Annotated in this window: 10 protein-coding genes; 3 read left to right on the forward strand and 7 right to left on the reverse strand. The window is 54.9% G+C overall.

From position 1 onward, the window contains the following. Positions 1-636 precede the first annotated feature (636 nt). Complete coding sequence (locus tag K2F33_RS23450; protein WP_089547350.1) at positions 637-1491, forward strand: SDR family oxidoreductase; 855 nt, start codon at positions 637-639, stop codon at positions 1489-1491. Positions 1492-1672: 181 nt separating this feature from the next. On the opposite strand, the gene K2F33_RS23455 is transcribed toward K2F33_RS23450, so the two are convergent. The 7 genes from K2F33_RS23455 to K2F33_RS23485 form a co-directional block, all read right to left on the reverse strand. Beyond that, positions 1673-2002 (reverse strand): SCP2 sterol-binding domain-containing protein, encoded by a 330-nt coding sequence (locus K2F33_RS23455; RefSeq protein ID WP_263878821.1) that lies wholly within the window; start codon positions 2000-2002, stop codon positions 1673-1675. Further along, entirely contained in the window at positions 1980-2477 is a 498-nt protein-coding gene (locus K2F33_RS23460; protein ID WP_263878823.1) for a PaaI family thioesterase, read from the reverse strand. Before K2F33_RS23460 ends, K2F33_RS23455 begins: the two co-directional genes overlap by 23 nt. 42 nt (positions 2478-2519) lie before the next feature. Beyond that, the gene (locus K2F33_RS23465; protein WP_263878824.1) at positions 2520-4214 is read right to left on the reverse strand and encodes a long-chain-fatty-acid--CoA ligase; all 1695 of its coding nucleotides are present in this window, start codon (positions 4212-4214) and stop codon (positions 2520-2522) included. A 25-nt stretch (positions 4215-4239) separates the two neighbouring features. Further along, positions 4240-6021 (reverse strand): acyl-CoA dehydrogenase family protein, encoded by a 1782-nt coding sequence (locus tag K2F33_RS23470; RefSeq protein ID WP_089547347.1) that lies wholly within the window; start codon positions 6019-6021, stop codon positions 4240-4242. Between the two features lie 67 nt (positions 6022-6088). Beyond that, positions 6089-7270, reverse strand: a complete 1182-nt coding sequence (locus tag K2F33_RS23475; protein ID WP_076165407.1) for an acetyl-CoA C-acetyltransferase — start codon at positions 7268-7270, stop codon at positions 6089-6091. Positions 7271-7292: 22 nt separating this feature from the next. Further along, entirely contained in the window at positions 7293-9695 is a 2403-nt protein-coding gene (locus tag K2F33_RS23480; protein WP_263878825.1) for a 3-hydroxyacyl-CoA dehydrogenase/enoyl-CoA hydratase family protein, read from the reverse strand. After that, positions 9692-11878, reverse strand: coding sequence for a (Fe-S)-binding protein (locus K2F33_RS23485; RefSeq protein ID WP_263878827.1), 2187 nt, complete (start codon positions 11876-11878; stop codon positions 9692-9694). Before K2F33_RS23485 ends, K2F33_RS23480 begins: the two co-directional genes overlap by 4 nt. Positions 11879-12068: 190 nt before the next feature. On the opposite strand from K2F33_RS23485, the gene K2F33_RS23490 reads away from it, so the two are divergent. Continuing rightward, positions 12069-12650 carry a fatty acid metabolism transcriptional regulator FadR gene (locus tag K2F33_RS23490; RefSeq protein WP_076165412.1) on the forward strand — a complete coding sequence of 194 codons (582 nt, stop codon included), beginning with the start codon at positions 12069-12071 and terminating at the stop codon, positions 12648-12650. 26 nt (positions 12651-12676) lie between these two features. Beyond that, positions 12677-13444, forward strand: coding sequence for an electron transfer flavoprotein subunit beta/FixA family protein (locus K2F33_RS23495; RefSeq protein ID WP_263878828.1), 768 nt, complete (start codon positions 12677-12679; stop codon positions 13442-13444).

Raw genomic sequence — 13444 nt, forward strand, 5'->3', positions numbered from 1 at the left:
ACTCCTGAAAACGATCCGGAAATCCGGGACATCCCCGGCCCCAAGGGGCCTGAAGGTTGGTCTATCGCGATGAGAGGCGCAGCAAAGACAGGCAAAGGAGGAATTCCAAACACCGAAAGAACGACCGTGAGGATCAGACAAATTCCGACGTGACGAACAGCTCGCGGATTTCGGGCACGTCTTTGGGCATGCCCCTGCTTAATTGCCATAAGTCTCTTCACTTCCTTTACATAATGTGTGAATGACCTTGACATCGCAACGGGAAAAAGGGCTAGGAGGAAGGGTACAAGCTGAGGAATGTTAGTTTGAAGCGTTTACTTCTTCTTATTATGGCGGACGTTCGCTTAGAACCACATGTGACAAAAATGTGAACAATAAAAGGGGTTTCAGCAATTTTCCGCGGTTTTTCTACCCGAATTTCATCCTCCCGCCGGGTACCGCGATGTCCCCTGTACCTGGATAAACCTTCAGTGAACAACCGCACGTACGCCGATGGAGGATGAAACTTATAACTTCGAATCCGTGCCCTTTCCCCACATAGCAAAGGCTGCTCTATACACCGCTTTCCCGTTCCGATATAGTGGAAGTTAAGCAGTATGAATTCTTTTCCAGCATATATTTTGGGAGGAATCGGAAATGGAACCTTTTGCGCAGAACTTGTTACAGGACAAAGTGGTGTTGATTACCGGGGGAGCAACGGGTCTGGGCCGGGCCATGGGTGAAAAGTTCGTACGGCTTGGTGCCAAACTGGCGATCGCAGGGCGCCGGGAAGAAGTGCTGAAGCAGACAGCCGAACAATTTCTTGATAGCGGTTACAAAATATTCTATGCTCCTTGCGACGTTCGGGAACCTGCACAGATTGCGGAGTTGGCGGATGCCGTTGAACGGCATTTCGGCCGAGTTGACATTCTCGTCAACAATGCCGCCGGCAATTTCATCAGTCCCACCGAGAGGTTGTCCCCTCGAGCCGTAGACGCGGTGCTGAACATCGTGCTGCACGGCACGTTCTATGCGACCCTGGAGATCGGCAAACGCTGGATCGACCGCGGCCAGGGAGGCACCATGCTCAATATCGTGACGACCTATGCTTCGACCGGATCGGCTTATGTCGTTCCATCCGCTGCGGCCAAAGCCGGCGTGCTGGCACTGACCCGTTCCCTTGCGGTGGAATGGGCACGTTACGGGATTCGCCAGGTGGCGATCGCCCCCGGACCCTTTCCAACCGAAGGCGCATGGTCCCGCCTCTCTCCCACGCCGGAGCTGGAGCAGCAGATGATCGATCGCGTCCCTTTACGCCGGGTCGGGAACAAAGAGGAGCTGGCGAACTTGGCTGCCTACCTGGTTTCTGATTATGCGGGATATATCAATGGGGAAGTGGTCACCATTGACGGTGGAGAATGGCTGCAGGGGGCGGGCGAATTCAATGACCTTCGCTCCGTCACTGAGGAACAATGGGATGCTCTCGCTAAATTAACCCGTAAAGGGAAATAAGAAAAAACGTCTATCGGCGCACCTTCTAAGAAGCCAGACCGCATTTAGCGGAAGTTTTTCTTGCGATATAAGGAAACCCAATCTCCTAAGCTTATCCTTTCTTATAAATAACAGCACAAATAGGCTGCTCTGCATAAGGCAGCCTATATTTTTGCATTCATCGATGTCGTAAACCAGGTATTCAAGCCTGATACTCCTTCAGAATTTCCTGAAGCTTCAGAGCCAGGCCAAGACGGCCGTCGATCCGGAGCGATCCGGTCATGTACGCCATCGTCGTGTTCAAGTCGTTCCGGAGCAGTTTCCGAAGATGGCTCTCAGACATCGTCAGCGTGCAGTCGGCGTCACCCGAAGCGTCCTCCACAACCCGCACGGTTCCGTCATGGAAATATACCTGCAAATGTTTCCCTGTATCCTTAATATGAAAATGGTAGGAGGCGTGCAGCCCATCCAGCGCCCCCGGCTGTTCGTTCATTTTTCCGGCCATCGCTTCAAGTTCTTGTACCACGCTCATCCATCGTCCCCCTTTTATCGCTCTCTGTTTGCGCTTCAGGGACATGCCTTTCCAGCACCCTGAAGGTGCCGGTGCCGAAGGCGAGCAGATCCCCGTTCTCTTTGCGCGCATAGGCCTGGGCTGTTATCAGCTTGCGCGAGCTGTGGATGATCTCGGCCGTCACGATGACACGCCCTTCACCCGTGGAAGCCACGTAGTTCATGTTCAAATTCACAGTAACCACATTGGCTTCCGGCCTTGCCAGCATAATGAGTATGCCCATGGCGGAGTCGATGGCTGAAGCATGCATGCCGCCGTGCACGATCCCGATGAGATTGAGATGATGGGGCAAAATATCAAAGGCTACCACGACCTGATTGCCTTTAAGTTCAATCAGTTCGCATCCGATAAAATCCCAAAAGGTATGCTTCGCGGCGTTCTCCAGCTGCTTCAGCTTCAGGTTCATCTTCAGGCTGTCCGTCGTTTCCGGATTCATGTCCTTGCCCTCCTTCTCATTAGGCGTCGCCGGGTATCACCCCTATAGGTCGACCTTCGATTGATTGACCAGCTTCTCATTCTCTTCTTCGATCAGTTTGCGGCGAAGCACCTTGCCCACCAGCGTCTTGGGCAGCGACTCGCGAAACTCGTAGATCTTGGGCACTTTATACACAGCCAGCCGTTCCTTGCACCACTGCTTCAGCTCCTGCTCGGTAACAGACGAGCCTTTCCGGAGCACGATGTAAGCCTTTACATTTTCGCCGCGGTAAGGGTCGTTCACGCCAGCCACGACGGCTTCCTCCACATCCGGATGCTCGAACAGCACCTCCTCGATTTCCCGCGGGTAGATGTTATAACCGCCGGCGATAATCAGGTCTTTGCGTCGGTCCAAAATGTAAAAAAAGCCCTCTTCATCCATCCTCGCCAGATCCCCGGTGTACAGCCAGCCGTCCCGGAGCGTGCGCTCCGTATCTTCCGGCCGGTTCCAATACCCCTTCATGACCTGTGGGCCGCGGACGACCAGCTCGCCGATTTCGCCAAGCGGCAGCTCTTCACCTGTATCGGGATGCACAACACGGGCTTCGGTATCCGGTAAAGGAATGCCGATCGAGCAGTTTTTGCGTTTCTCCCATATGTTGTTGGCATGCGTAACCGGGGACGCTTCGGTCAATCCGTAACCTTCGATCAGCTTGCCTCGCGTGACCTCCTCGAACCGCTCTTGTACCTCCAGGGGCAGCGGAGCCGCTCCGCTGATACATATATTTATGGAAGAAAGGTCGTACTTGTGCACTTCAGGATGGTGAATCACCGCAATATACATGGTCGGCGCCCCGGGAAACACCGTCGGCTTCCGCCGGTCAATGATCTTCAGCACCTGATTGATTTCAAAACGTGGAACCAAGATGAGCGTTCCGGCATTATAAACTGCCTGATTAAGCAGCACCGTAAGCCCGAATACATGAAAAAAAGGCAGCGCAGCCAAGTATTTTTCCTGGCCGATCCGTGCCCGATAAAACCACAGCTGCGATTGAATCGTATTGGCTACCAGGTTCATATGCGTCAGCATGACGCCTTTGGCGAAACCGGTCGTTCCTCCGGTATACTGGATGAGCGCCAGGTCCTGTTCCGCATCGATGTCTACCTTGACCGGGTCGCTGCTTGATTGTTTCATGAGGCGGGTAAAGGATACGATCCGATCGTCATACGTGACGGAGACATTTGTTCCGTCTTTTTTGGCGGCAAGAGGGTATAGGATGTTTTTCGGAAAAGGCAAATAGTCTTTGACCGACGTGACGATCAGCTTACTGAGCGGCCTGTGGGTCATCGCCTGTTCCACGCGCTGCACCAGCGCATCCAACGTCACGATGATGCGGACGTCAGCGTCGGATAACTGATGTTGAATTTCCCGCGGGACGTACAGCGGGTTAGTCATGACTACCACGCCGCCCGCAAGGAGCGCACCGTAATACGCAATGACCTCCTGCGGGCAGTTAGGCAGCATGATGGCGATCCGGTCCCCTTTGCGGACACCCAGCCGGAGCAGGGCGTTCGCAAACCGGTTTACCGAAACCAGCAGGGATCGGAATGTCATTTTCTTCCCCATGAAATCCAGAGCAATATGCTCTGGATATCGGGAAGCGGAATCCACTAGAAATTGCGCAACATTTTGCTTGGGATACTCGTAACTGTGCGGGACCTCACTAGGATACTGATTTAACCAAGGTTTACTCGACATCCAGGCCACCCCATCTCACGAATTGTTACAGCACGTATTTTTCCGCGGCAATGACCTTTTCAGCGATTTCACGCTTCAATCCAAGCGTATTGACAGGCGACTTTCTCGTCAGCTTTTTCAGAACGGACAGCTGCGTCCGGAGTGTGTCGCCCGATTCCATCGCAGCGAGCACTTCCTTCGCCCACGTTTCGATTTTATTGAATTCGTCATGAACGAATACGGTCGTCATCAGGATCGGCAGGCGAGCCTTGTCTTCGCCTGAGCGGTCGATGATTTTTTGCGTACGCAGCAGCGCACTTTCCATCGCATAGACGGAAATCATCATATCGGACAGATGGCTCAGAATCTCCTGTTCGTCCTCGAGCTTCAATTGATATTTCTGTACGGCCTGGGCGCCGGCCATCAGGAAAATTTTCTTTGCCATCTTGATCAGATGGGCTTCCTGATCAAGCGTTCCCTCGAAGGTTTGCGGAGGAATCGGCTCCAGAAGCTCGGCCTGCAGCGCCACGGCCTTTTGCATCAGCGGCAGCTGGCCCTTCATGGCCCGTTTCACCAAAGTGCCCGGAATGAGCAGACGGTTGATTTCGTTTGTGCCTTCGAATATGCGGTTGATCCGAGAATCCCGATAATTCCGCTCCACCCGGTACTCTTGAATAAAGCCGTATCCGCCATGGATTTGCACGCCTTCGTCGACGACGAAATCCAGCGTTTCGGAACCGAACACCTTGTTAATCGAGCATTCGAGCTGATATTCGGCAATGGCTTTGGCCGATTGATAGCCCACTTCCGGACTGGTGTGATCCACTTCGGCAAGGCCAACATCGAACAGACCTGCCGTGCGGTAAACCATGCTCTCGAGCGCGTACGTTTTCGTATTCATATCCGCCAGCTTTTTGCCGATCAGCGGGAAGGTGGAGATTTTCCGGCCAAACTGCGCACGCTCGTTCGCGTACTTGGCAGCCAGCTCAATCGTATCTTTGGAAGCGCCTACACAACCGGCGGCCAGCTTGAAGCGTCCGATGTTCAGGATGTTGAAGGCGATCAAATGCCCCTTGCCTACTTCCCATAACAGATTCTCTACAGGCACTTTCACATCCTCCAGGATGAGCGGACAAGTGGACGATCCTTTTATTCCCATTTTTTTCTCTTCCGGTCCAATGCTGACGCCTTCCATCGTGCGCTCCACGATAAAAGTGCTGAAGTCCTTGCCGTCCACTTTGGCGTACACGATGAATAGGTCAGCGAAACCGGCATTCGTGATAAACTGCTTGCTGCCGTTCAATACATAATATTCACCGTCCTCGGATAAGGTGGCTGTCGTTTTCGCCCCCAGCGCATCCGAACCGGAGGAAGGCTCCGTTAAGCAGTAGGCGGCGATCTTCTCGCCGGTTGCCAGAGCAGGCAGGTATTTCTGCTTTTGCTCCTCAGTGCCGAAATAGACGATCGGCAGCGTGCCGATGCCGACATGGGCCCCGATCGACAAAGCGAATGCGGATGCCTTGGTCAGCCGCTCGCTGATCAGCGTCGAACTGACCTTATCCAGCCCAAGCCCGCCATAGGCCTCCGGCACGTCGGCGCCGAGCAGTCCGAGTTCCCCGGCTTTACGCATCTTCTCCACCGTAAGCTCATAATTCAGTTTTTCGATCGCTTCATCATGGGGCACCACTTCACCGGCTACAAAATCCTCAGTCGTCTCGGCGATCATTCGGTGTTCTTCCGTAAAATCTTCCGGGGTCACAATACTGTGAAAGTCCGTGTCTTCAATGATATAACTGCCGCCGATCACCTTATTCATCGTTGTGCTCATCGTTCCCGTCTCCTTTGCGATATGAATTTTTAAGTTAAAAACCAAATCACTGTAGAACGTTTTCAGCTTACGGATGAACCTCAAACACGCCCGCGGCACCCATGCCGCCGCCGATGCACATGGACACCACACCGTAACCGCCGCCGCGCCGCTTCAGCTCGCTGATCAGGGTCGTCGTCAGCTTCGTGCCTGTGCAGCCCAGCGGATGCCCAAGCGCAATCGCGCCGCCGTTGACGTTCACTTTCTCCTCATCGATGCCAAGCTCCCGGATAATGTGGACGCACTGGGAGGCGAACGCCTCGTTGATTTCGAATAAATCCACGTCTTCCAGCGTAATTCCGGCCATCTGCAGCGCCTTCGGAATCGCCTTGACCGGACCGACGCCCATAATTTCGGGCTCGACGCCGCTGAGCGCGAAGGAACGGAACGTGGCAAGCGGCTGCAAGCCAAGCGCCTCGGCTTTTTCCCGGCTCATGACAACGACCGCCGCAGCCCCGTCGCTGACCTGGGACGCATTCCCCGCCGTGACTGATCCGTTCAGCTTGAACGCCGGTTTCAGCTTGCCCAGCACCTCCACTGTCGTGTCGCTCCGCACGCCTTCGTCCACCCGGAATTCGAAGGTTTTCGTCTGCACTTTGCCTTTCTCATCCACGCTTTTCAGTTCGGCCTGAACCGGCACGATTTCGTCCTGGAACTTGCCTTCCGCAAGCGCCTGCGCTGCCCTGGCGTGCGATCTCGCAGCGAACCGGTCCTGATCTTCCCGGCTGATGCCGAACCGATCGGCTACCTCTTCCGCCGTATGTCCCATGGCGATGTAGACCTCCGGCATCTGCTCAACGATCTTCGGATTCGGCGACATCTTGAAACCGGTCATCGGCACATGACTCATGCTCTCCACGCCCCCGGCGATCAGGATATCGGCATGCCCCAGCATAACTCGTTCCGCCGCGAAGGCGATCGACTGAAGGCCAGAGGAGCAGAACCGGTTGATCGTCAGCGCCGGCACTGTCACCGGGAATCCGGCGTACAGCGACATGATCCGGGCGAAATTAAGCCCCTGTTCGCCTTCCGGCATGGCGCAGCCGATGATGATGTCCTCCACGTCTTCTTTTTTAAGGCCCGGCGCGCGTTCCACGACGGCTTCCAGCACCGTTTTCCCGAGATCGTCGGCCCGTGTTTGTGCCAGGCTGCCTTTCTTGGCACGGCCGACTGCGGTACGCGCCATCGATACAATGACTGCTTCTTTCATGGAATATCCCCTCCCGTGGATGTTAGTTGCGGAGCGCCTTGCCTTTGGTTAACATGTGGTGCATGCGCTGCTGCGTCTTCGGTTCGCCGCACAGGCTCAAGAAAGCCTCGCGCTCGAGGTCCAGCATATACTCCTCACTGACAAGGGTTCCTGCCGGGACATCACCGCCGGCGAGAACATGGGCCAGTTTTCTGGCGATCAGGTAATCGTGGTCGCTGATATAACCGCTTTGCTTCATGCCAAGCGCACCAAGCTGAAGCACGGCCTTACCCTCCGCCCCGACGACCCGGATCTTCTCCTGCGGGATCGGCTCATAGCCGCTGCGATCCAGACCGAGAACAGCCTGCTTCGCCTGATAGATCTGAACATCCTGACTCACCGCGACACGGTCGCTTGGCCGCAAGTACCCGAGACGCTTGGCGTCGTGGCCGCTCGTCGATACCGTCGCCGTCCCCACGGTTTGGAAAATGTGATTGATGTACGGCTGCAGATCCGCATCCGGAAGACCGGCCGTTTGGCTTGCCCGCAGCGCCAGTTCCTTGCACCCTCCGCCGGCGGGAATCAGGCCGACACCGACTTCGACAAGACCGTAATACGTCTCCGGCGCAGCGATGACCAGGTCGGCCGGCATGCAGGACTCGACGCCGCCGCCGAGGCACATGCGGTGCGGCGCGGCCACGACCGGCTTTTCAAACCGCTTCAGCGCGTACATTGTGTACTGGAATTTCCGGATGATTTCATTGATTTCGTCCCATTCTTCGTCCTGTGCTTCCATGAGGAGCAGCATAATGTTGGCTCCCACACAGTAATTGCGTGCCTGGTTCGCAATCACGAGTCCTCTGAAATTGCTGCGCACCTCGTCAATGCTCTGCGTAATCATGGAGAGAATGTCCTCGCCGATCGCATTGTTGGGCGAATGAAATTCCAGGCAGGCGACGCCGTCTCCAAGGTCGATCAGGCTGGCTCCGCTGTTTCCTTTCACCACCTTGTTTTGCTCTTTCAGGATGCGCAGATTGATGACTTCTTCCGGCTGTTCTACCTCACGGTATGCGCCCGACGCCACATGAATCGAATACAGCCGGCCTTCCTCCTGCTTGTAAAAGGACTTGTGTCCCGCAGCGACCCACTCTTTAACCCAGGCGGGAACGGTCAAGCCTTCGGCTTCCATCCGCTCCACGGACCGGGCCAAGCCGATGGCGTCCCAGGTCTCAAACGGCCCGAGTTCCCAGGAGAAGCCCCATTTCATGGCATCGTCGATTTCCTTGACCGAATCGGCGATCTCGCCCACCTTTTCGGCCGAATAGACAAGCACCTGCTTCAGAATGTCCCAAGCCAGATCCGAGTAGCGGTCCTTCGCCCCGAGGAGCGCCTTTGTTTTCGCTCCGGCTCCCTTGGCCATTTTCGCGGCCTCCAACGATGCCGATTTGGGCTTCATCTGCGGCACGTATTCCAGCGTTTTCAGGTCAAGGGATAAAATCTCGCTCCCTGCCGGCGTTTTCTTCTTCAAATAGAAGCCCTGCCCGCTCTTCTCCCCGAGCCAGCCGCGTGCCACCATGCCCGTCAGCACGTCCGGCGAAGTGAAAACCGCTTGTTCGCGCTCATTCTCGACGTTCATCCGGACGTTATCCGCGACATGAACGAACGTGTCGAGCCCCACCAGATCCAGCGTGCGGAAGGTAGCGCTCTTCGGGCGCCCCATCGCAGGTCCGGTCACCGCATCGACCTCTTCCACCGTGAAGCCCTTCTCCACCATTTCCTGCAGAGTCACAAGCAGGCCGTAAGTACCGATCCGGTTCGCAATAAAGTTAGGCGTATCCTTGGCGATGACGACGCCCTTGCCGAGCACCCTTTCGCAAAAATCCTTCATACGCGCCACGAGCTCCGGCTCCGTGTCCCGTCCGGGAATAATTTCAAGCAGCTTCATGTAACGGGGCGGATTAAAGAAATGTGTGCCCAGGAAGTGTTTTCTGAACGCTTCGCCGCATTCGGCCGCCATCTCGTTGATCGAGATGCCCGACGTGTTCGAGCTGACCACCGTACCGGGTTTCCAATGCTCTTCTACACGTTTCAGGAGCTGCTGCTTCACTTCCAGATTCTCGACCACCACTTCGATGACCCAGTCGACGCCTGAAATTTGCGGCAGATGATCTTCGAGGTTACCCGGCGTAATGCGGGAAGCAAACGCAGGATCATACAGCGGAGCCGGCTTGATCTTGCTGAGCTTCTCAATGGCTGAAGTTGCAAGACGACTGCGTACCGCCGGATGCTCCAGCGTCAATCCCTTCTTCGTCTCTTCCTCTGTCAGCTGAGACGGAACGACGTCCAGCAGTAAGCACGGGATCCCGACATTGGCCAGATGTGCAGCAATGCCGGAACCCATAATTCCTGAGCCGATGACGGCTGCCTTGCGAATGGATTTGTTCATTGTGTGCTTGCCTCCATTTCAAATCCTTTATTGTGAGCAGCGGAATCCCCGAACACGGACAGCTCTAAAATTTCGGCGATATCCTTTGCTTTCACACGCTCTTCCACTTCCTTCATCTTCGTCCCGTCCTCCATCATGGTCAGGCAGTAAGGACAGGCGCTGCTGATGATGCTTGGATTCACTTCCAGTGCCTGCTCTGTGCGGGCAAGGTTCACCCGTTTGCCGGACGTCTCCTCCATCCACATCATGCCGCCCCCGGCGCCGCAGCACATCGCATTCTCCCGCGTGCGCTTCAATTCAACGAGCTCCACGCCGGGAATGGCCCGGAGGACGCTGCGCGGTTGGTCGTACACGTTGTTATAGCGTCCCAGATAACACGAGTCGTGATAGGTGATCCGCTCCTTCACTTCATACTGGGGTTTCAGCTTCCCTTCGCGGAGGAGCTGATCCAGCAGCTCGGAGTGATGAAGGACTTCCACCCCTTCGAGCCCGAATTCGGGGTATTCGTTTTTGAACGTGTTAAAGGTGTGCGGGCAGGCGGTCACGATTTTCTGGACGCCGTATTTTTCGAAAATCTCGATGTTCTCCATGCACAGCTGCTGAAACAGCATCTCATTGCCCATCCGGCGGGGCGTATCCCCCGAATTTTTCTCTTCGTTGCCGAGAATGGCGAAATTGACGCCGGATTCGTTCAAGAGGCGGGCAAACGCCTTGGAGATTTTGCGGCTGCGCAGATCGTATGAGCCCATCGATCCGACGAAGAACAAATATTCAAACTGCGGATTGTCCTTGACGGTCGGCACCCGGATGCCTTCCACCTCGCCGGTCCAGTTGGCCCGGTCGTTGCGGTTCAATCCCCAGGGATTGCTTTGCCGTTCAATATTTTGCAGGGCTCGCTGCCCCTCTGCCGGCATGTTTCCTTCCATCAGCACGAGATGGCGGCGCAAATCGATAATTTTATCGACATGCTCGTTGCCGACCGGGCACTGATCCTCGCAGTTGCGGCAGGTGGTACAGGACCAGATCTCCTCCTCGGTCATGACGTCGCCGATCAAGTTCATGTCCTGCGGACTTGTGTCCTGATGGGTCCAGGTGGCCTTCTGCCATGCCAGCGTCGGGCGAATATCCGTCACGCCGTCCGCTGATGACCAATCGGGATGGGTTTCGGACACAGCTGCATCCAATGCATGCGTTCCACTCCCGGCAAAAGCATATTCGGGAACATACGGCGACTTACCTGTCATGGCTGTACCCTTTTCCGTCAAATGATCACGTAGTTTAGTAATAAGATGCATCGGCGACAGTACCTTACCGGTATTGGAAGCCGGGCAGACGTTCGTGCAGCGGCCGCATTCCACACAAGCGTAGAAGTCGATCATCTGTTTTTGCGTAAAATCTTCGATCCTGCCGACGCCGAACGACTCGGCTTCTTCATCTTCAAGGTCAAGCTTGCTCAGCTTGCCGACAGGCTCGGAACGGCCCAGCCAAATATTGACCGGTGCGGTAATGAGGTGAAAATGCTTCGATTGAGGAACATAGACGAGAAAAGATAGCAGAATAAGCAAATGGGCCCACCAAAAGATGTAGAACAATACGGATGCCGCCGTTCCGGACATGCCGGAGAAGATGGCCGCAATCGCTGAGGATATAGGTGCGTAAGCGGATGGCTCGAGGTCGAGCCGGATTCTTTCGAAGGTAAGCGACAGCAGCACAGACAGCATCAGGGAAAAGATAAAGAACACGACAATGCTCGGCTTCCACCCTTTTTTGAGGCGCGCAAGCTTCTCGCCATACCGGCGGTAAGCGGCATATCCCATCGCTACAAGGACCAGAAACACCGTAATCTCCTGAAGCAGACCGAATACATCGTATGCGGGAAGCGGAAGGTGGCCGCCGTCTGTCAGTCCTTTGATAATGAGATCCAGCGCGCCGAACTGAAGGATGATGAAGCCGTAAAAGATCACCACGTGCATAATGCCGCTCTTCCGGTCCTTCAGCAGCTTTTTCTGGCCGAACACCTGTCCCAGGAACTCGCCCCATCTGCCTTCACGCTGCTTCCGGAAATCCACCGGCTTGCCGAGCTTCACGTACAGCAGTCTGTGATACACCGCTTGGCAGAACAAGTAAATACCGTACCCGGTCACAAGGAGAAACAGCAGTAAATTGACGATTGGCCACACCATTTTTCATCCGTCCTTTCTTCGTATTCACCTAAGTTTGGTGACGGGTTACATTTCGTAAGCGGTTACAAAGCTTGTTTAAAAATAAAATCTTACCTTGAAAACATTGACAACTGGCACTGTTTCCCATAAGATTAAGAAAAATGAATGAGGATTCATTCAGTTATTTGAATTCTAACACCGGGGTGGCCTGATGACAAGTAGAAAATTGGAAAAATATGAGTTGATTTTGGATGCAGCCTTAAAAGTAATCGCGGAGAACGGCTATCACGGCTCCCAGATTTCGAGGATCGCCAAGGAGGCAGGCGTCGCGGACGGTACGATTTATTTATATTTTAAAAACAAGGAAGATATCCTTATTTCTCTGTTTCAAGCCCGTCTCGGAAATCTGGTCTCCATGTTCAACAGCAGCGTGAAGGAAACGAATACCGCCGATGAAGCTCTCCGCAAAGTTTGCGAAATTCACTTTACCGAGCTCGAAAACAACATCAATCTGGCTTATGTGACACAAATCGAGCTGCGTCAAAGCTCGCTAGAGCTGCGCAAAGCCATCGGGCTTGTCGTCAAGCCCTACATTCAGCTAATCGAGCATATCATTGAACAGGGGATTGCCGAGAAATCGTTCCGTGCAGACCTCGATGTCAAACTGACGCGCCTGCTGATTTTTGGGGCGATGGATGAAGTGGTCACCTCCTGGCTTATCTCCGGCCGAAAGTATTCCCTTTCCGCTCAGGTGGATAAGACAGTTGAGTTTTTCTTAAAAGGTTTAAAATAACGCGTTTGAGAGAGGAGCTTGTCCGCATGAATATCTACGTTATGCTGAAGCAAACCTTCGACACGGAGGAACGAATCGTCATTTCGAATGGACAGATTTCCGACGACGGGGTCAAGTACGTCATCAATCCGTACGACGAATATGCGGTAGAAGAAGCGTTGTTGCAGCGGGATGCGCACGGCGGTACCGTAACCGTCGTCTCAGTGGGACCGGAGCGCACGGCCGAGGCGCTGAGAACGGCACTGGCCATGGGCGCCGATGAAGCCGTGCTTATTGACGGCGACAGTATTCCCGGCGACGAGTTCAGCATCGCCACAGCGCTCGCGGCCTATTTCGGCCAGCAGTCCGTAGACCTCATTCTCGGCGGCAACTTCTCTGTAGATTCCGGCGGGGGTCAGGTCGCTGTAAGGGTAGCCCACCTGCTTGGCCTGCCTCATGCATCCTCGATTACCAAGCTGGACATTGCCGGTGGAAAAGCATCCGTGCAGCGGGACGCCGAAGGCGATACCGAATCGCTGGAGGTCGCACTTCCTGCGGTATTCACCGCGCAGCAGGGGCTTAACGAGCCGCGGTATCCGTCGCTGCCCGGCATTATGAAGGCGAAGAAGAAGCCGTTCCAGCGTCTCGGGCTTGGCGATCTTGGCCTGAGCGAAGCGGATGTGGCCGCCAAGACGAACCGCCTCTCCCTCGCCCTGCCGCCTGAACGCAAGGCCGGGCAAATCCTGAAGGGAGACCTTGCCCAGCAGGCCGCGGATCTGGTCCAGCTGCTGCGTACCGAAGCCAAGCTGATTTGA

This window comes from Paenibacillus sp. PSB04 (assembly GCF_025809195.1).
In the GTDB taxonomy this organism is placed as follows: Bacteria; Bacillota; Bacilli; order Paenibacillales; family Paenibacillaceae; genus Paenibacillus_AQ; species Paenibacillus_AQ favisporus.